Annotated in this window: 20 protein-coding genes; 4 read left to right on the top strand and 16 right to left on the bottom strand. The window is 65.2% G+C overall.

Annotated elements, in window-relative coordinates; all coding sequences use genetic code 11:
* Positions 1-6: 6 nt before the first annotated feature.
* From ACSHT2_RS28885 to ACSHT2_RS28845, 9 genes are all read right to left on the bottom strand, one after another.
* Positions 7-219 (bottom strand): hypothetical protein, encoded by a 213-nt coding sequence (locus ACSHT2_RS28885; protein WP_440638138.1) that lies wholly within the window; start codon positions 217-219, stop codon positions 7-9.
* Between the two features lie 176 nt (positions 220-395).
* The gene (gene rpe / locus ACSHT2_RS28880; protein WP_440638137.1) at positions 396-1,133 is read right to left on the bottom strand and encodes a ribulose-phosphate 3-epimerase; all 738 of its coding nucleotides are present in this window, start codon (positions 1,131-1,133) and stop codon (positions 396-398) included.
* Entirely contained in the window at positions 1,130-2,062 is a 933-nt protein-coding gene (cbbX, locus tag ACSHT2_RS28875; RefSeq protein ID WP_440638136.1) for a CbbX protein, read from the bottom strand. The genes rpe and cbbX overlap by 4 nt, the downstream gene beginning before the upstream one ends.
* A gap of 96 nt (positions 2,063-2,158) precedes the next feature.
* Complete coding sequence (locus tag ACSHT2_RS28870) at positions 2,159-2,566, bottom strand: ribulose bisphosphate carboxylase small subunit (RefSeq protein WP_440638135.1); 408 nt, start codon at positions 2,564-2,566, stop codon at positions 2,159-2,161.
* A gap of 11 nt (positions 2,567-2,577) precedes the next feature.
* The gene (locus tag ACSHT2_RS28865) at positions 2,578-4,038 is read right to left on the bottom strand and encodes a form I ribulose bisphosphate carboxylase large subunit (RefSeq protein WP_440638133.1); all 1,461 of its coding nucleotides are present in this window, start codon (positions 4,036-4,038) and stop codon (positions 2,578-2,580) included.
* 38 nt (positions 4,039-4,076) lie between these two features.
* Positions 4,077-5,162, bottom strand: coding sequence for a class II fructose-bisphosphate aldolase (gene fba / locus ACSHT2_RS28860; RefSeq protein ID WP_440638132.1), 1,086 nt, complete (start codon positions 5,160-5,162; stop codon positions 4,077-4,079).
* Positions 5,163-5,174: 12 nt separating this feature from the next.
* The gene (tkt, locus tag ACSHT2_RS28855) at positions 5,175-7,193 is read right to left on the bottom strand and encodes a transketolase (protein ID WP_440638131.1); all 2,019 of its coding nucleotides are present in this window, start codon (positions 7,191-7,193) and stop codon (positions 5,175-5,177) included.
* A gap of 16 nt (positions 7,194-7,209) precedes the next feature.
* Positions 7,210-8,085, bottom strand: coding sequence for a phosphoribulokinase (locus ACSHT2_RS28850; protein WP_440638129.1), 876 nt, complete (start codon positions 8,083-8,085; stop codon positions 7,210-7,212).
* A 12-nt stretch (positions 8,086-8,097) separates the two neighbouring features.
* Positions 8,098-9,135 (bottom strand): class 1 fructose-bisphosphatase, encoded by a 1,038-nt coding sequence (locus ACSHT2_RS28845; protein WP_440638128.1) that lies wholly within the window; start codon positions 9,133-9,135, stop codon positions 8,098-8,100.
* A gap of 118 nt (positions 9,136-9,253) precedes the next feature.
* Here ACSHT2_RS28845 and ACSHT2_RS28840 point away from each other — a divergent pair, with 118 nt between their 5' ends.
* Entirely contained in the window at positions 9,254-10,231 is a 978-nt protein-coding gene (locus ACSHT2_RS28840) for a LysR family transcriptional regulator (protein ID WP_440638126.1), read from the top strand.
* Positions 10,232-10,473: 242 nt separating this feature from the next.
* Here ACSHT2_RS28840 and ACSHT2_RS28835 read toward each other — a convergent pair whose 3' ends face one another.
* The 5 genes from ACSHT2_RS28835 to ACSHT2_RS28815 all read right to left on the bottom strand — a co-directional run bounded on the left by ACSHT2_RS28835 (position 10,474) and on the right by ACSHT2_RS28815 (position 14,694).
* On the bottom strand, positions 10,474-10,671 hold the full coding sequence (locus ACSHT2_RS28835) for a hypothetical protein (protein WP_027570913.1): 198 nt from the start codon (positions 10,669-10,671) through the stop codon (positions 10,474-10,476).
* A 138-nt stretch (positions 10,672-10,809) separates the two neighbouring features.
* Complete coding sequence (locus ACSHT2_RS28830; RefSeq protein WP_440638125.1) at positions 10,810-11,229, bottom strand: DUF4118 domain-containing protein; 420 nt, start codon at positions 11,227-11,229, stop codon at positions 10,810-10,812.
* A 159-nt stretch (positions 11,230-11,388) separates the two neighbouring features.
* The gene (locus ACSHT2_RS28825) at positions 11,389-12,582 is read right to left on the bottom strand and encodes an MFS transporter (protein ID WP_440638124.1); all 1,194 of its coding nucleotides are present in this window, start codon (positions 12,580-12,582) and stop codon (positions 11,389-11,391) included.
* A 56-nt stretch (positions 12,583-12,638) separates the two neighbouring features.
* Positions 12,639-13,193 carry a TetR/AcrR family transcriptional regulator gene (locus ACSHT2_RS28820; RefSeq protein WP_440638123.1) on the bottom strand — a complete coding sequence of 185 codons (555 nt, stop codon included), beginning with the start codon at positions 13,191-13,193 and terminating at the stop codon, positions 12,639-12,641.
* Between the two features lie 1,096 nt (positions 13,194-14,289).
* Complete coding sequence (locus ACSHT2_RS28815; protein ID WP_440638121.1) at positions 14,290-14,694, bottom strand: hypothetical protein; 405 nt, start codon at positions 14,692-14,694, stop codon at positions 14,290-14,292.
* A gap of 293 nt (positions 14,695-14,987) precedes the next feature.
* On the opposite strand from ACSHT2_RS28815, the gene ACSHT2_RS28810 reads away from it, so the two are divergent.
* Positions 14,988-15,239 carry a DUF2798 domain-containing protein gene (locus ACSHT2_RS28810; RefSeq protein WP_008565736.1) on the top strand — a complete coding sequence of 84 codons (252 nt, stop codon included), beginning with the start codon at positions 14,988-14,990 and terminating at the stop codon, positions 15,237-15,239.
* A gap of 7 nt (positions 15,240-15,246) precedes the next feature.
* On the opposite strand, the gene ACSHT2_RS28805 is transcribed toward ACSHT2_RS28810, so the two are convergent.
* Both ACSHT2_RS28805 and ACSHT2_RS28800 read right to left on the bottom strand, forming a co-directional pair.
* Entirely contained in the window at positions 15,247-17,034 is a 1,788-nt protein-coding gene (locus tag ACSHT2_RS28805) for a chloride channel protein (protein ID WP_440638119.1), read from the bottom strand.
* A gap of 13 nt (positions 17,035-17,047) precedes the next feature.
* The gene (locus ACSHT2_RS28800) at positions 17,048-17,701 is read right to left on the bottom strand and encodes an L-fuculose-phosphate aldolase (RefSeq protein WP_440638118.1); all 654 of its coding nucleotides are present in this window, start codon (positions 17,699-17,701) and stop codon (positions 17,048-17,050) included.
* A 663-nt stretch (positions 17,702-18,364) separates the two neighbouring features.
* Between ACSHT2_RS28800 and ACSHT2_RS28795 the strand changes: the two genes are divergently transcribed.
* Both ACSHT2_RS28795 and ACSHT2_RS28790 read left to right on the top strand, forming a co-directional pair.
* Positions 18,365-18,571, top strand: a complete 207-nt coding sequence (locus ACSHT2_RS28795) for a hypothetical protein (protein ID WP_440638117.1) — start codon at positions 18,365-18,367, stop codon at positions 18,569-18,571.
* A 110-nt stretch (positions 18,572-18,681) separates the two neighbouring features.
* Complete coding sequence (locus ACSHT2_RS28790; protein ID WP_440638115.1) at positions 18,682-19,248, top strand: YciE/YciF ferroxidase family protein; 567 nt, start codon at positions 18,682-18,684, stop codon at positions 19,246-19,248.
* Positions 19,249-19,264 lie beyond the last annotated feature (16 nt).

Below are 19,264 nucleotides of genomic sequence, written 5' to 3'. Positions count from 1 at the left end.
GCGCCACTACGCCGCGACGGGAGTGTCCCATGTCGGGGGCGCGGCAGCGTCCTCGTCGCGTTGCACATTGCACGCGTTGAAGTGTGCCTTGAGTTCGACTTCGGCGAGATGTTCGAAATGTTCGGCCTGGCCGAGGAGTTCCCAGTTCTGGAGCGGCCGGTAGGCCGCCTGCTGACGACAGAGGGACGCCAACGCCCGGTAGCGACGTACGTTCTCCATGAGACCCTCCCTCGCATCTGCCCCCATCGTTATTGCCTCGATTTGCGTCAGGCCGATGGCGGTTCTGCAAAAGATTTGCTGCGCCAACCCTCGCCTGATCTCGGCTCGCTCTTGGGAAATGCGTATTCGGGTCAAAGTTCCAAATTGCCGCCAACAGGCGCTCGGCCTCCCGTAGTCTAGCGGATACGGCCGCCGTCGCTTACGCGTATGCGCTCCGCAGAACGGTTCTGCAGGTGCGGAACTCGGCCGGCCTCGGCGGCGATGCGAATAGCGGCAATATTGGCGGCATAGTCCGCAGCGCTGTTGCCGCGAAACACGGCGGAACCTGCGACGAGCGTATCGGCGCCCGCTGCGGCCACGGCAGCGGCATTGTCGCGCGTGATGCCGCCATCGACTTCGAGCCGGATCGGCCGCTCGCCGATCATGGTCCTAATCCGCTTGATCTTCTCGATCTGCGACCCGATGAATGATTGGCCGCCGAAGCCCGGATTGACCGTCATCAGCAGCACGAGATCGATGCGATCGAGCACGTACTCGATCGCCGCCTCCGGCGTCGACGGACAAAGGCTGACGCCAGCCTTCCTGCCGAGGGAGCGGATGGCCTGGAGCGAGCGGTCGAGATGCGGGCCGGCTTCGGCGTGCACCGTGATGAAGTCCGCTCCGGCTTTCGCGAACGCCTCGAGATAGGGATCGGTCGGCGCGATCATCAAATGCACGTCGAAGACCTTCTTCGTCAACGGCCGGATCGCCCTGATGACGTCAGCACCGAAACTGATGTTCGGCACGAAATGCCCGTCCATGACGTCGCAATGGATCCAGTCGGCCCCAGCCGAATCGATCGCCGCGATCTCCTCGCCGAGGCGTGCGAAATCCGCCGCCAGGATCGACGGAGCGATGAGAATGTCCTCGGTCATGGCGCTGCACTCCGCGCGTCGGCGCCGCCGCTGAACACGCGGCTCGCAAGGACGTCCAGGGGATCGATGGTCTCGAGGTCGGCGACATCGAGCATGCGATTGAGATCGGACACCAGACGATCGGCTTGCCGCAGGCGGATGCGGTCGACCGCGTTGCGGATCGACCGCGCGTTGGAGAAGAACGGTTGGGTCCGGCGCAGCGCGATGTATTTCTCGAAAGCCTCCCGCGCGGCCGCCGAGAAGCGATAGCCGCGCTCCTTCAGCATCAGCTCGGCGATCACGAGCAGCTCGGCTTCCGCATAGTCAGGAAATTCGATGTGGTGCGCGATGCGCGAACGGAAGCCGGGGTTGGACGCGAAGAAGCTCGTCATCCGCTCGCCATAGCCGGCGAGGATCACGACGAGGTCTTCGCGCTGGTTCTCCATCACCTGGAGCAGGATCTCGATCGATTCCTGGCCATAGTCGCGCTCGTTATCGGGACGATGCAGGTAATAGGCCTCGTCGATGAACAATACGCCACCCATCGCCTTCTTCAGGATCTCCTTGGTCTTCGGCGCGGTGTGGCCGATATACTGGCCGACGAGGTCGTCGCGCGTCACTGAGATCACCTGCCCGCGCCGCACGAAGCCGAGGCCGTGCAGGATCTTGGCCATGCGCAGCGCCACCGTGGTCTTGCCGGTGCCGGGATTGCCCGTGAACGACATGTGCAGCGTCGGCGGCGCGGAGGCCAGTCCGGCCCGCTGCCGGATACGTTCGACCAGCAGCAGCGAGGCGATCTGGCGCACGCGGTCCTTCACCGGCTTGAGCCCGATCAGCTCCTGATCGAGCTGTTGCAGCGTATCGGTGATCCCGGCCGCTTCGGCCTCCTTGCGAAGATCGAAACGGGGCTCGCTCTGTTCGGTCGTCGTTGCATGGGGAACATCAAGCATCGGCACCTCGAAGAAAAGAGCTTCGCCGCTGGAAGCGGCGAAGCAGTGGTCCGCCAAGGATGCGGAGCAGGGAGAGCTCCGCGCGGAGGAGAGTGGTTATTGAGAGGCGTGGGCGGCCGGCTTTCGCACCGCGGTGTAGCGGATCGCGCGTCCGGCCACTTCCTGCCGCACCAGTTCGAACTCCGCCTCTTGCTTCGGCCGGTTGACAAGGAAAGAGATCCGCACCGACTCCCAGCCATGACTGGCATCGAAGCCGCTGATGCGGATGTAGCTGTCGCCGTAAACCCTGCGGCACTCGGCGAGCTCCATCATCACGCCGGCGGCGTCCTGAAGATCGAACATCGGCAGGCCCCACATCTCCCAATAGGTGTTGCGGGGATGCGGATCATCGGTGAACTCGATGTTCACCGCCCAGCCGTTGGCGAGGCAGTACTGCACCTGGCCGGTGATCTGCTCGTCGGTCAGATCGGGCAGGAACGAGAAGCAGCCCTGGGTGATCTTCATCTCAATTCTCCTCAGACGGTTTCCAGCGCCGTCGGCACGAAGTCCGGCGTATCGGTGGATTGATAGTTGAAGGTGACGTCCTTCCAGACCTCGAGCGCGGCCTTCAGCGGCGTGCAGGTCTGGGCCGCCTTGGCGAGGATCTCCGGCCCTTCGTGGACGTAGTCGCGGCCCTCATTGCGGGCGAGGATCATCGCTTCCAGCGCCACGCGGTTGGCGGTCGCGCCGGCCGCAATGCCCATGGGATGGCCGATGGTGCCGCCGCCGAATTGCAGCACGACATCCTCACCCAGCAGATCCAGCAATTGGTGCATCTGGCCGGCGTGGATGCCGCCAGAGGCGACCGGCATCATCTTGTTGAGGCTCGCCCATGACTGGTCGAAGAACAGGCCGTGTTCGAGCTTGGTCGGGTTGAAGTCCTCGCGGCAGACATCGTAGTAGCCGCGCGTGGTGTTGGGGTCGCCTTCGAGCTTGCCGACCACGGTGCCGGCATGGATGTGGTCGACACCGGCGAGCCGCATCCATTTGGCGATGACGCGGAACGACACGCCATGGCTCTTCTGCCGCGTATAGGTCGAGTGACCGGCGCGGTGCAGATGCAGGATCATGTCGTTGCGCCGCGCCCATTTGGACATCGACTGGATCGCGGTGTAGCCGATCACGAGGTCGATCATGACGATGCACGACCCGAGTTGCTTCGCGAACTCCGCGCGTTCGTACATGTCCTCCATCGTGCCCGCGGTGATGTTCAGGTAGGTGCCCTTCACCTCGCCCGAGTCCGCCTGCGCCCGGTTCACCGCCTCCATGCAGTAGAGGAAACGGTCGCGCCAGTGCATGAAAGGCTGCGAGTTGATGTTCTCGTCGTCCTTGGTGAAGTCGAGCCCGCCCTTCAGCGCCTCGTAGACCACGCGGCCATAGTTGCGCCCGGATAGACCGAGCTTCGGCTTCACCGTTGCGCCCAGCAGCGGCCGACCGAACTTGTCGAGGCGCTCGCGCTCGACCACGATGCCGGTCGCGGGCCCCTGGAACGTCTTCACATAGGCGACCGGGAATCGCATGTCTTCGAGGCGCAGCGCCTTGAGCGGCTTGAAGCCGAACACGTTGCCGATGATCGAGGCCGAGAGGTTCGCGATCGAGCCCGGCTCGAACAGGTCGAGGTCATAGGCGATGTAGGCGAAGTACGAGCCCGGCGTGCCCGGCACCGGATCGACGCGGTAGCATTTGGCGCGATATTTCTCCGCAGCGGTGAGGCGATCGGTCCACACCACGGTCCAGGTCGCGGTCGAGGATTCGCCGGCCACCGCAGCAGAGGCCTCGATCGGATCGACGCCCTCCTGCGGGGTGACGCGAAACAGCGCGATGACGTCCGTGTCCTTTGGCGTGTAATCGGGCTCCCAATAGCCCATGCGCTTGTATTCCATCACGCCGGAGCGATAGCGCTCTTTGCCGCGGACCGTGCCTGCATGTGCGTTCATGTCTCTCTCCTGCTCTCTTCTCTGCTCTTTCTGATTGACTAGGCCGCTACGGACTCGCGGGCGTCGACGCGCGGATCGAGCTCACCGGCGCGATAGCGCCGCGCCATCTCGCTCATCGGGACCACCTTGATTCTGCTCGCATGGCCTGCGGTGCCGAACTGCTCGAAGCGCTCGCGGCAAAGCTCGCGCATCGCATCCATCGCCGGTTTGAGGAACTTGCGCGGGTCGAACTCACTGCGGCTTTGCGCCGCCACCTTGCGAAACACCGCGGTCATCGCCAGCCGACAATCGGTGTCGATATTGACCTTGCGCACGCCGCTCTTGATGCCGCGGACGATCTCGTCCACCGGTACGCCCCAGGTCTGCGGCATCTCGCCGCCGAACTGGTTGAACATGTCCTGAAGCGACTGCGGCACCGAGGAGGAGCCGTGCATGACCAGATGGGTGTTCGGCAGCCGGCGATGGATCTCCTCGACCACGCGCATCGCCAGGATGTCACCGTCGGGCTTGCGGCTGAACTTGTAGGCACCGTGCGAGGTACCCATCGCGATCGCAAGGGCGTCGACCTTCGTTGCGCGGACGAAATCGACGGCCTGGTCGGGATCGGTCAAGAGCTGATCGTGGCTGACCTTGCCCTCGACGCCGTGACCGTCCTCCTGCTCGCCGCCACCGTGCTCGAGCGAGCCGAGCACGCCGAGTTCGCCCTCGACCGACGCTCCGACCCAATGCGCGAGATCGACGACGCGGCGGGTGATCGCGACGTTGTAATCATAGTCGGCCGCCGTCTTTGCGTCGGCCTTCAGCGAGCCGTCCATCATGACCGACGTGAAACCGTGGGCGATGGCCGAGGCACAGGTCGCCTCGTCATTGCCGTGGTCCTGGTGCATGCAGATGGGGATGTCGGGATAAGTCCGCTCCAGCGCGTCGATCATGTGCGAGAGCATGAGATCGCCGGCATAGCTGCGCGCGCCGCGCGAGGCCTGGATGATGACGGGCGCATCGACCTCGGCCGCCGCCTGCATGATCGCAATGCCTTGCTCCATATTGTTGATGTTGAACGCCGGCACGGCATAACCGTGGCTGGCGGCATGATCGAGCAACTGGCGAAGTGTGATACGGGCCACGGGACGTCCTCCTTATTGTCTCTTGCGGGCAATCGCCCGGCGGGCGGCTTCCGCAATGCTTTGCGGCGTGATGCCGAACTCGCGGTACAGCACCGGCGCAGGCGCCGAGGCGCCGAAACCGCGCATGCCGACGAACTCGCCGTCGGCGCCGATCCAGCGCGGCCAGTCGCCCAGCACCGCCGCCTCGATCCCCACGTGCGGTGCTGTGCCGAGCACAGAGGCGCGGTAATCCTCCGGCTGCTCCTCGAACAGCGCAAAGCAGGGTGCGGAGACGACGGCCGCACGGACGTGCTCGGTGGCGAGCAGTCGGGCAGCATCCAGCGCGATCGAGACTTCCGAGCCGGTCGCCACCAATGTCACGTCGCGGCCGCCGTCCGGGGATACAACGAGGTAGGCACCGCGCGCGACGCGGTTTCTGCCGCGCACATCGCTGCGGAAGGTCGGCAAAGCCTGCCGCGACAGGCACAACACGGACGGACGATGCTCCGCCGCCAGCGCGCAGTCCCAGGCCTCCAGCGTCTCCACGGCATCAGCTGGCCGGAACACGAGCAGGTTGGGAATCACGCGCAGCGCCGCGAGATGCTCGACCGGCTGGTGCGTCGGGCCATCCTCTCCGAGTCCGATGGAGTCGTGCGTCATCACATGGATCACGCGCAGCCGCATCAGGGCCGCAAGTCGGATCGCAGGCCGGCTGTAGTCCGAGAACGCGAGGAATGTGCCGCCGTACGGGATGAAGCCGCCATGCAGCGCGAGGCCGTTCATCGCAGCTGCCATACCGTGCTCGCGAATGCCGTAGTGGATGTAGTCGCCGCCGAACGCACCGCTCCTGACCGGAGCCTGCGCCTTGGCATGCGTCAGGTTCGAATGTGTCAGGTCCGCCGAACCGCCGACCAGGCCGGGAATTGTCCCGGCGATGCCGTCGAGCACCTGTTGCGAGGCCTGCCGCGTCGCGAGCTTTGGCCGCTCGCTGGCAAAGCGCTCACGCAATTTCGCCGCGGCCAGCGCATAGTCGGCGGGCAGAGCCACGGCCTTGCCCTCGACGAACAGATCGCGCTGCTCGGGCGTTGCAGCTTCGTAGCGATCGAGCCAGGCGAGGCGATCGACCTGCCCGCGCTGCCCGATCATCCGCCAGGCCTTCTGAATCGGGATCGGCACCACGAAAGGCTGATAATCCCAACCAAGCGTCCGCCGCGCCGCTGCCGTCTGGTCGGTGCCGAGCGGCGCGCCATGCGCCTTTTCGGTGCCCTGCCGGTCCGGTGCGCCATAGCCGATGATGGTGCGGCACGCAATCAGCGAGGGTTTGGTCGTTTCACGCTCTTCCGCAATCGCCTGTGCAATGGCTTCGGAATCGTGGCCGTCGATGCGACGCACCGACCAGCCGGAAGCGGCGAAGCGCGCGAGCTGGTCGTCGGAGGTGGCAAGCGAGGTCGGGCCGTCGATGGAGATGCCGTTGTCATCGAACAGCACGATCAGCCGGCCGAGCCCGAGATGGCCGGCGAGCGAGATCGCCTCCTGGCTGATGCCCTCCATCAGGCAGCCGTCGCCCGCGATGACATAGGTGAAGTGATCGACAAGGCCGTCGCCATGCCGCGCATTGGCCATGCGCTCGGCGAGCGCCATGCCGACAGCCGTCGCAATCCCCTGCCCCAGCGGCCCCGTCGTGGTCTCGACACCAGGCGTGTGGCCATATTCGGGGTGACCCGGCGTCTTCGATCGCCACTGCCTGAAGGCCTTGATGTCGTCGAGGCTGACATCGCCGCCGGTCAGATGCAGCAGCGCATAGAGCAGCATCGATCCGTGGCCCGCCGACAGCACGAAGCGGTCGCGGTCGGGCCAGTTCGGATGCGCCGAGTCGAATTTGAGAAAGCGCGAGAACAGCACGGTCGCGACATCGGCCATGCCCATGGGCAGCCCGGGATGGCCGGACTGCGACGTCTCGATGGCGTCCACCGCGAGGAAGCGGACAGCGTTGGCGAGATCGTGGTGCGTGACCGCCGTGAGGTCGGCTTCGGCGTGGACGGAGATGTTCATCGGATTCTCTCCTCGTTCACTTCAGGTTTCGCTTGCGCTCGATGAGCTGCATGATCAGCGGCGTCAGGATCAGCTGCATCGCGAGGTCGAGCTTCGCGCCCGGACACACGATCGAGTTCGCGCGGGACATCCAGCTCTGCGGCAGCATCGAGAGCAGGTAGGGGAAGTCGATGCCGCGCGGGTTCTTGAAGCGGATCACGACCATCGATTCGTCCGGAGTCGGGATCCAGCGCGCGACGAACGGGTTGGAGGTGTCAACCGTCGGCACGCGCTGGAAGTTGATGTCGGTCTCGGTGAATTGCGGGCAGATGTAGTGGATGTAGTCCGGCATCCGCCGCAGGATGGTGTCGGTGACGGCCTCGGTCGAATAGCCGCGCGCGCTGCGATCTCGGTGCAGCTTCTGAATCCACTCGAGATTGATGACGGGCACGACGCCGATCTTCAGATCGGCATAGCGCGCGACATTCACCTTATCCGTGACCACGGCGCCGTGCAGGCCCTCGTAGAACAGGAGGTCGGAGCTCTCCGGCAGCTGCTTCCAGTCGGTGAAGGTGCCGGGTGCTGCGCCGTGCAGCGCCGATTCCTCGGCGTCGTGCACATAGTGCCGCGTCACCGCGGTGCCGGTCTCGCCATAATCTCGGAACGCACGCTCCAGCTCCTCGAACAAATTGGTCTCGGGGCTGAAATGGCTGAAATGCTTGTTGCCGCGCTCGGCCTCCTTCGCCATCTGGGCACGCATCTCGGCGCGGTCGTAGCGATGGAAGGCGTCGCCCTCGATGTAGACGGCGTTGACCTTCTCGCGGAAGAATATCTGCTCGAAGGTCTTCTTGACCGAGGTGGTGCCGGCGCCGGAGGAGCCGGTGATGGAGATGATCGGATGCTTCCTGGACATGGCGCGCCTCGCTCAGAGCCGGAAGAAGCCGCGCCGCGCGAACAGCGGCGCGGAGACGCTGGCGACCAGCAGCGGATCGCAATGCAGTTCCTCGACGCGCCGGACCTCGTTGCTCGAGCCCATGATTAGCGGGACGCGCTGGTGCAGGCTCTGCGCCGATAGTTCGAGGATGCGCTCGCGCCCGGTCGTGGCCGAGCCGCCGGCCTGCTCGATGATCATCGCCATCGGATGCGCCTCGTAGGTGAGGCGCAGGCGGCCGTCGCCGTAGCCGGGGCGCGCGTCCGAGGGATAGAGAAACACGCCGCCGCGGGTGAGGATGCGATAGGCCTCCGCGACCAGCGAGCCGATCCAGCGCATGTTGAAATCGTGGTTGGTAGGCCCCTCGACGCCGGCCAGGCATTCGTCGATGAAGGCGCGCACCGGCGGATCCCAGTGCCGGCGGTTCGACGCGTTGATCGCGAACTCCCCGCAGGCCTCGGGGATCTGCACGCCACTGCGTGCGAGGCGGAAGCAGCCGGATTTGCGGTCGAGCGTGAAGATGTCGACGCCGTCGCCGAGCGTCAGCACCAGCGAAGTCTGCGGACCGTAAGTGACGAAGCCCGCCGCGAGCTGCGCCGAGCCGCGCTGATGGAAGGCGAGTGAGAGATCATCCGGCGCCGGCAGGATCGAGAAGATCGTGCCGACGGTCATGTTGATGTCGATGTTGGAGGAGCCGTCGAGCGGATCGATCGCGATGCAGATGCGGCCTTCGCGGTCGACGATCTGGGCCTCGCGCATCTCCTCCGACGCCAGCGCCGCGATCGGCAGCCGGCCGAGGCAGCGGCGCAGGATCACATCGGCCTGGACGTCGAGATCGCGCTGGAGATCGCCGTCGCTGTTGCGGCCCGTGGTCAGGCCCGAGGCGTCGGCGAGATCACCGGAGGCGATGAGATCGGCGATCTCGATCGCCGCTGCCGCGATGGCATCGACGGCGCCCGCCACCGCCAGCGCGTGGGGTGCGGTCTCGGAGTACCGTTGAAGGTGGTCGTCCAGCCTGAGTTGCCCGGTCATCTGCGTCCATCCCCTCTTCGGCGCCGCATTCGTTTCCTCCCCACTGGAGGTCGGTGCGGTCAGTCCCGGCATCAGGAGATTGACAGGGGCGGCTTAATAAGGAAAATTTCTAATCATAATGAGCCTCAAAGAATTTTCTTATAATGGATCCGGCCATGCGGCGGCCCAGCTCCGGCATCTGACGATCCGGCAGCTTCGCTCGCTCGCGGCGCTTTCGGCCAAGGGCAGCGTGACGGCGGCGTCCAGCCATCTCGGGCTGACGCAGCCGGCCGTGACCCAGCAGCTCCGGCAGCTGCAGGACCTCGCCGGCCTGCCGCTGGTGCAGCGGACCGGTGACGGCATGCTGCTGACTGAAGCGGGCAAGGAGGTGCTCGCTCTGGCCGAGCGGGTCGAGGCCGCCATCACGGATTGCCAGGGCGCGCTCGACCTGCTCGCGGGGCGGACCGGCGGCACGGTGAAGCTCGGGGCGGTCTCGACCGCGAAATATTTCGTGCCGCATGCGATCGCGGCGTTCTCGAAGCGTTACCCCAAGATCGAGATCAAGCTGACCATCGGCAATCGCGAGGAGATCCGCGAGGCCATGCACGGCTACGACCTCGACTTCGCGGTGATGGGTCGGCCACCGGCCGACGTCACCGTCGACGTCCGCCAGCTCGGGCGCAATCCGCACATCATCGTCGCGCGCAAGGGACACTGGCTGGAGAAGGATTCCGGCCTCAACCTCACCGACCTCGTGCACGAGACCTTCCTCACCCGCGAGCCCGGCTCGGGCACGCGGACGCTGATGGAGGGCTTGTTCCAGAAGTCGGATCTCGAGCCGATCATCGGCATGGAGATGAGCAGCAACGAGACCATCAAGCAGGCGGTCATCGCCGGGCTGGGCATCGCCTTCATCTCGGCCCACACCGTGGCGCATGAGCTCGCCGAGGGCCGGCTCGTCGTGCTTGATGTCGCGGGCCTGCCGATCGTCCGGCAATGGTACGTGATCCGCCGCAGCGACAAGGTGCTGCTGCCGCCCGCGCAGGCGATGTTCGATTTTCTGGGCTCGGAAGGGTCGAATTATCTGCCCGACGTGCCGGAACTCGGCGGGCGATAGCCGGCCGGCGCTCAGCTCATCAGCTTCATGGCGATGGTCGCCGCCAGAATCACGATGATCTGGAGCAGACGCTCCGTCGTGAAGATGCGGTTGAAGGTGGTCATCGCGTGCCCCGGCCGACGTGAAGAATATCTCGATCGGCCAGTTGCTAGCACAGTGGGATGCGGAGACAACTCCGTAATTGCCCTGTGGGCGATCACGCCTTCGGCGAGCCGGTTCGCGGCCGCGCCGATGGCTGGCGATCAGGCCGCGAGCGGAGCGGTGCAGTCCGTGCGCGTCGCGAAATAGGCTTCCAGCTCCGACAGCGCCCGCGCTTCCCAATCCCTCGCCTGCTCCAGCAGCGACCAGCTCTGGCCCGGGCGGAATGCGGCGGTCTGGCGATAGAGCGATGCGATGCCGCGGTAGCGGCGCACGTTCTCCAAGATGGCGTGACCGTTCATGTCCGAAAACTCCCTCGTCAATCCCGCGGGAGAAACTGCGGCCAAATCTTTTTCGAAAAGTTAGCGGCACGCGGCAAGTTCGCGGATGGTTGCCGGACTGTTGCGCGTCCGCAACGCGCACGGTCCTGCCAAGCCGATCTATTGCGGATTCGTTGCCGCGCTCTCGTCCGAAGAATTCAGCCCGCTGCGGCTGACGATCGTCATCGTCTCGCGGCAGAGATCGGCAAGGCCGATCAGCAGCACGGCCACGAGGCAGAACAGGTTGATGGAATCGGCATTCGCGCTGGTCAGCGTGGTGAGCCGGAAGGCGGGTGGTATGAACGCCCACCACACCAGCGGAATCGTGAGCAGCGCGGCGAGTGCCGCCGCCGGTGCGCCCGCAACGAGCGCAAGCACGAACAGGCTGGGCAGGAACGCTGCGAAATAGAGCTTTGCGCCGAGCGCGACGCAGAGGCCCTGAAGCACGGCCGACATGGCGACGACGACAAATCCGAGCAGAAACGCCTGCCACGACCATGGCCGTATCCGCGGTACGCCAAACAGCCCCGCACGCCTCATCAGCCTCCCCCTGCCGCCCATTAACCAGGTGCGCTTGCGACGAAAGTACTACAACCGCCGGTAAACCGCGAGATGGAAATTGGAGCGCCCAAAACTTCATCAGGCGCCGGATGGCTTCTTGTCCGAGGCTTGGAAAACGCGCGCATCGTCCTCCAGCAACTACTCCGTCGCCGCATAGATCAGGCCCGCGACGGGCAGCGCGAGGCCAATGGCCGATGCCAGCGCCCAGCCGCCCTGCGCGAAGGCGAAGGCTCCGACCGCGGAGCCGGCCGCGCCGGCTGCGAAGAACGTCGCCATGTAGAGGCCGTTGAGGCGGCTGCGATGCTCGTGCCCGAGCGCGAAGATGGCACGGAAGCCGAGCACGACATTGCCCTGGACGCCGATGTCGATGGCGATCGCGGCCAGCACCAGACAGGCGAGGTTCAGCGTCGAGCCGGGCGCGCCGACATAGGTCACGAGGAAGCCGGCGGCCGCGAGCAGCATCGCGACCAGCGTCGCGATGCGGCTATGGCCGTGGTCGGCGAGGCGTCCGGCGATCGGTGCGGCGAACACGCCGGCGACACCGGCCAGCGCGAACAGCGCGATGCCGCGCTGGGAGAAGCCGAATTCGCCGGCGAGCTGGAGCGGCGCCACCGTCCAGAACAGGGTGAAGGCGCCGAACAGGCTCGCCTGATAGAGCGCGCGGCGCCGCAGCAGCGGCGTGGCCCGCACCAGATGCGGCATCGACAGCAGCAATTCGCCGTAGTGCATCCGCGTCACCGGCTTGCGCTTCGGCAGCGTCATCCGGAGCACGGCCGCGAGCACGATCATCAGCGCGGCAGAGCAGAAGAACACCGCGTGCCACGACAGGGCTGCGGTGACGAAGCTCGACACCGGACGCGCCAGCATGATGCCGAGCATCAGGCCGGTCGAGACGTTGCCGACGACGCGGCCGCGGATGGCTTCAGGCGCCAGATGCGCCGCATAGGGAATGATGATCTGCACGGCGACCGAGCCGAGGCCGATGAACAGCGCGGCGATCAGGAACGGCAGCGCATGGGTCGCGAACGCGGCGGCGAGCAGTGCCGCGGCGCCGAGCATGATCACCGAGCAGATCAGGGCGCGGTTCTCGACGAGATCGCCGAGCGGCACGATGAGCAGCAGCCCGGTGCCGTAGCCGATCTGCGTCATGGTGACGATCAGCCCCGCCGCTGCATGCGACAGGCCGAGCGCGGCGCTGATCGGGGCGATCAGCGGCTGGGCATAGTAGATGTTGGCGGCGACCATGCCACAGGCCGCGGCGAGCACGAAAGTCAGGCGCTGCGACACCGCATCCGGCCCGGGCGCGGTCTCAATCGTGGCATTCATCGTCATTCGCAGGGACTCCGGATAGATATAGGGAATGAATATTCCCTATTATGACAACAAATTCAGGCGAGCAGCTTCATCGCGACGTCGACGAGGCGCCCCCCGTCGAGCGGCAACCGCGCCTTGCCGACGACGCGCATCCCTTGCGTGATGCAGATCATCAGCCGCGCGGTGTCGTCGGCGGGGACATGGCGGGAAATCGATCCGTCGGCCTGCCCCCCGCGAATGAGGCCGGCGATGAACTTTTCGTTGGTCGCAAGCTGCGCGCTGACGCGGGCCGCGACCACCGGATCGTGCGCGGACAATTCGACGGCGCTGCCGACCACGAGGCAGCCCCGCCGTCCCTCGACGCCCCGGGAGTGCTCGACATAGGACAGCAGCACGTTGCGGATCTGCTCGCGGCCGTTTGCACCGCACTCGGCCGCGCTGCGGGTCTGCTCCTGGCGCAGCGCCGTGTAGCGCTCGAAGGCGGCGAGAAACACCGCATGCTTGTCGCGAAACGCCTTATACACGCTTCCGGTCGCCAGCCGCATCGCCGCGGTGAGATCGCCGATCGAGGTGGCATGATAGCCCCGCTCGCGAAACACGCGCACGGCGCGGTCGAGCGCGGTGTCCATGTCGAATTCCCGGGGGCGGCCGGGACGGCGGGCGGTCTTTTGCATTGCGGCATAATAGGGAATGAACGTTTCCGAATAAAGACACGTGGTTGTGAGCGGATCGAGGATGAGGAATCGATGGTTCTGAAGACGCGGCTCTCACTCGTATCCCGGACAAGCTGCAACGCGAAAGCGTTGCGGCGCAGAGCCGGGACCCAGAGCGGCAACACGGCACGACCACTGTCATTCCCCGCGAAAAACGGGGAATCCAGTACGCCGTGACCTTTCGGCCAGGCCACAACTGTCTCGGAGTACTGGATCGCCCGCCTTCGCGGGCGATGACAGCGAGTGAGTGGGGGTAGACACGCCTTCGCATTCTCGTGGCGCTTTTCGCCCGAGATTTGCTTGGTCTCGCCACCCTCATGAAGCCAAGAGGGCACAGGGAAGGCCGGGTGCCGGCGGCACCCGCGGTCCGCTGCGCGAAAGGCACACGCAGGAAGAACCGCACAGCAGCATACAGGTGAAGCCCAACACACGGCCTTCCCTGCGCGATGGTCGGACGGCTTATGCCGTGCTCTCCCGGGAGCCGAGTTCGTTCTGGCCTCCCTCACCCTGCGAAATTCACCGGCACCGCGCCGGTTGACGCGAGTGCCGCCTCCGCAAGAGCTTGACCGTAGCAACGACGGCCAGGACCACACGGTTTTGCCGTACGCGCGGTTCGTTGGCGCCACAGGGTCCGACGGCGTTGTGCACGTTGCCATCGGAATGCTGGCACGACGAACCTGACAGCGCCGCTCGTCTGCACGCAGTCTCGGGCTCACGGAGAGCAATCCGCCCTGCCTCGACCTCTCGTGCACGACGCTGCCGCGTCCACCGCAAAGCCCGGCTCGCGAAAATGACGACCTCATGATCGCCCCTCATGGATGAGCCGGGATGGGCAACACATACGACAAATCCGAATTTCGGTAAAGTGGAATATTTTCGCGACGGGCGATTGACAAGCCAGCGAAACAGCGCGGGCGACGGCTGCCCGCAAGCAACGAAAAGGGGCGGTGCAAGGCACCACCCCTCACGAATCCGGAAACCGCCTTCCGCAGATCAGGGCGAAAACGCCCGCCTAATATGGCTGGTAATAGTGCCGCGGGCCATAATAGGGACCGCCGCCGTAATACCCGGGGCCGCCGTAATAAGGACCCGGCCCATAATAATAGCGGTTCTCGTAGTAGTCGCGGCGCCGCTGCTCGGCGATCACCCCTCCGATGATGCCCGCCGCCGCGCCCATGAAGGCAAGGCCTGCCGCACTCGGTCCGCGTCGATGGTAGTGGCGACGACGGGCTGCGCTGAAATCGGTGACGTCGGCGGAGGCCTGACCTGCCGCGGCAGGCTTTGGGGACACCGCCTGGGCCTGACCGGAGGACGCCGCAGCCGAGGGCGACACCGAGGTAGCGAGCAGTGCCAAGCCTGCAAGCGCAGCCAGGACCGCGTTGCGGCCGGCTGCGGAAATCATCGGTCCATCACTCATCTTGATCTTCCTCTGTTTTCGCCCAAAACATACTCAAGCAAACAGTCTATAACACGTAAACCATTGAAATGGTTTCATGATCGCGGCCATCTTCCACGCTTTGGACGATTATAAACCGAACGATCAGGTCCAGCTTGAACCATCCAACCTGAGCGGTTAATGAACAGCCGCGCCGTTTATCGGTCGCCGTAAGCGTTTCACGTGAACCAACGCATCAACCGACGCCGTCGGGATCGATGCCATTGTCCAGGGTTCAACGTGATCGACGCGTCCTTTTCCTCGAAAGAAGTCAGATGATTGCGGTTCGCAAACTGCCGGCGCGCTATGCGCCGATCGTAATGCCATTCGTGCTGTCCATTCTCATGACGGCGGTGGTCTCGGTCATATCGACGCTGCGAAGCCTCGGCGCAACGCCGGCGTTCCTGGCGACCTGGCCGGGCGCCTGGGCGCTGTCCTGGCTCGTCGCGTTTCCGACGCTGCTCATGGTCCTGCCACTCGTCCGCCGGATCGTGGCCTGCCTCGTTGCAGCCCCACCCGGCCGATAGCCGACCGTTACGAGAGCGCCCCAAGCACGCCCCTCGTCGCCTTGTCGATCTCCTCGACATAGCGGCGGCGGGCGAAGCTCTCGGTGAGGAAGCCGACCACCTTGCGGCTGTCGGTGGAATCGACCACCGCCAGCATCTCGGCCTCGGCCTCGTCGAACACCGCCATCGCCGATTTCACGTTCATTTCCGGGATCAGCACGATGTCGATCAGGCGGGCGAGCTCGATCACCTGGATGTCGTCGGCGATGCTGTCGAGATCGTTGGAGAACAAGTCGGGCAGCATGACGAGCCCGACATATTCGTCCGCATTGTTGACGATCACGATTCCCGGCCGCGAGCCCAGCGCGAACTCCCGGCGGACCGCGGCGATCGTCGTGGTCGACGGCACCTTGCCGACGTCGGAGCGCATCAGCCGTTCGACCGTGAGGTTGCGCAGCCAGCCGACGTCGTTGGCGCTGCGGATGGTCTCGCCGCGCAGATGCAGCCGCCAGGTCGAGAAGGAGTGGCCGAACATGAAGCGGACGCAGATCGAGGTGACGATGCAGCCGGCGAGCACCACCGCGGTGACGTCGACATTGCGCGTCATCTCGAGCACGAGGAACGACATCGTCAGGGGACCGCCAACGATGGCGACACCGAGCGTCGCCATGCCCGTCAGCATCGCGACCAGCGGATCGATCGCGAAGTTCGGGCTGATCAGGAGCAGCACCGCGGCAAAGAACTTTCCGATCAGGCTGCCGACGAACAGCGAGGCGAAGAACAGGCCGCCGCGGAAACCCGAGGCGAGCGAGATCAGGCAGGCCGTCACCTTCAAGGCGATGACCAGCGCAATCAGGCCGATCGTCATCTCGTGAAAGAGATCGAGCACCATGGCACCGTGGCCGGCTGCCAGCACCTGCGGCGTGATGATCGCGAAGCCGCCGACGATGAGGCCACCGATCACCGGACGCAGCCAGACCGGCATCCAGACGAACAGGCGCTCGAACATCGGCGAGGAGCGCATCACGGCGATGCCGACGCCGCTGGTGACGAGGGCGAGCCCGATCAGGGCCAGGTACTGCTCGACGCCGACGGCGCTGACCTTCGGGATCTCCAGCGAATAGGGCGCGCCGCCCAGCCATTGCGCGGTCAGGGCGCCCGCCAGCGAGGCTGCCAGGATCGGCGCGGCGCTGCCGACCGAATAGACGCCGACGATCAGCTCGCAGGCGTAGAAGGCGCCGGTGATCGGCGCGCCGAACGCCGCCGCGATCGCGGCCGCCGCGCCGCAACCGACCATCAGACGCAGATCGTTGCGGCGAAGATTGAAGAACTTACCGAGCAGCGAAGCGATTCCCGAGCCGATCTGGGTATAACCTGCCTCGAGGCCGACCGAGGCGCCGCAGCCGTTGGAGATCAGCGTCTGGCTCGACACCACCACGCTGTCGCGCATCGACAGATTGCCGCCGCGCAGCGCATTGGCCTCGATCGGGTCCACCGCGTTCGAGATCTTCATGCGCCGCCGCGACCATTCCATGATTCCGAGCGACAGCCCACCGAGCGCAGGCGCGATCAGGGCCGCCCACGGACTGACGCTCTCGTGAGCCGACAGGTGAACATCAATGGGAATGCCGTAGATTACCACATGCGCGATCTGGGCAATCTGGGCCATCAACGTCACGACCGAGCCCGCGAGCGTGCCGATCACGAGCGCAAGCGGGATCAGGTAGAACTCGTTGCTGCGCAGCAGGGCGCGCAGCCGAACCATGGTACGGTTCGTCCCCTTGCGATCGACGAGATGCCTGATCCGCACGAACACCTTCTGCCCGCCCCTACCCTTCCGCCAGTCCGTAGCCGGCCATGCGCTGGCGGACCCGCTCGATCTCGTCGCTGGAGAGCAGCGGCGGCCGTCCGATCTGGAGGCAGCCGTGATATTGCCGCGCCAGCGTCTCGACCTCGACGGCGAGCCACATCGCCTTGTCCAGCGTCTTGCCGATCGCGATCATGCCATGGTGGTCGAGCAGGCAGGCAAGCCTGCCCTCGAGCGCCCGCACCGCATGATCGGACAGCTCCACCGTTCCGAATGTCGCATAGGGAGCGCAACGGATGCTGTCGCCGCCGGCGGCCGCGATCATGTAGTGCACGGGCGGGATCTCCATGCCCATGATCGCCAGGATGGTGCAATAGGTCGGATGGGCGTGCACCACGGCATTGACGTCGGGCCGCGACTTCAGGATGTCGCGATGGAAGCGCCACTCGCTGGACGGTTTCTGATCGGGCGCGTGTGCGCCGTCCATGGCCATGAAGACGATCTGGTCCGGCGACATGGCGTCATAGGGCACGCTGGTCGGGGTTACCAGGAGTCCGTCCACATGCCGGACACTGATATTGCCCGAGGTGCCCTGGTTGATGCCGAGCGCGTTCATGCGCCGGCAGGCGTCGATAATGGCCTGTCTCTTGGCGAGTTCGTCTGCTCTCATCGACATTGCGATTTCCTGACGAAGGGCTTGCTGGACCGGAAGTACGTCAAAGCAATATGGCAGCGCAAGCGAAAGAGTCCCGGATCCTCTCCGTCTCGGCGACGCCCCTGCCAAACCACGAAACGGACGGAAATATGAAAGAATCTACGGATTGTCGCGGCCCAATGGCAGGCTCGTCCGGGCCGCAGCAATCCCGGTGATCACGAACCACACTGAGGAGACCGCGAGCAGCATGCAAGAACGCGCGAGAGTACGGCACTTCCAGTGCGACCAAGGGTGCGCGCGATCACCGCCAGGATCGAGGCGACGATCAGCGGCGCGCGCAGCGCGATCTGGCTCCGTCGGCCTTGTCGCGTCTGGGCATCGAAGACGATATCCGGCATCTGAAGTCGATCCCCAAGAGCGGCACTTCGGCACATCTTCAGCTCGAATATTTCCGTAGCTCGAGGAAATTCGGCCGGTCGCCGCGGGAAGCGATCCGCGACGTGACGAAATGGCTGCGGACCTCGACCGAAGCCGGTGACCTCACCGCCCGGGGGCGGCGAGCCGAAGGCGCCTCCGGCGCGGCCACCGCTGGCGGATCGGGTCTGACGCCGCAGGTGCATGGAACGACGTTTCGGCCGCCGACTTGCTCAGCATGACCACAATGGACATCGGTGGAGACCAATCATGAGCGACAGCGGAATTGGCATGCTGCTGGGCCATGCCTCGGCCCAGATGCTTTGGCTCTGGTTCATCGGCGCGTTCGTGCTCGGCGGAGCCCTCGTTTACGGGGTGATGAAGGCCGGCCATCTGCGCGGCAGCGAGCGGGCAGGCCTCGATCGCGCGACGGAAGAGCGGCAGCGCCAGGAAGACCCGTACAAGCGCCCGACCTGAGCGATCCGCGAACGCGGGTCGCAGTTTGGAACTTTCGTTCTCCGAAGGTTTTGATCGCCCGAGGATTGAGGAAGGCGACGCCTTCCTGTGGCACCTCATGAGGAGGATGTATGGCTAAACGAACGAAGAAGCGCACGACCAGGAAGACCGCGGCGCGCCGACCGCGTCAGGCGCCGAAGATGCTCAGCGACCTGTTTCTGGCGACGCTGAAGGACATCTATTTTGCCGAGAACAAGATCATCAAGACCCTGCCCAAGATGGCGAAGGCAGCGCACTCGAAAGAGCTCTCAGCCGCCTTCAACAAGCACCTGCGTGAGACCCAGGGCCAGGTCAAGCGGCTGGATCAGATCTTCAAGATGCTGGGCAAGCCTGCGCGCGGCAAACCCTGCGAGGCCATCAACGGTATTGCCGACGAGGGCGCCGAGATCATGAAGGAGTTCAAGGGAGCGCCGGCGCTCGATGCGGGACTGCTCGCGGCCGCCCAGGCGGTCGAGCACTACGAGATCTCCCGCTACGGAACGCTCCGCACCTGGGCCGAGGAACTCGGCATGCAGGACGCAGCACGGTTGCTCCAGGAAACGCTGGACGAGGAAGAGGCGACCGATCACGCCCTGACCGAGCTCGCCACCTCCGTGATCAACCTCGAAGCGGAAGAAGAGTACCGGGCCGCGGCCTGACCCGCATCCCCTGCCA

Source organism: Bradyrhizobium sp. PUT101 (assembly GCF_052043945.1).
Classification (GTDB): Bacteria; Pseudomonadota; Alphaproteobacteria; order Rhizobiales; family Xanthobacteraceae; genus Bradyrhizobium.
This window is presented reverse-complemented; position numbering and strand designations above follow the sequence as displayed.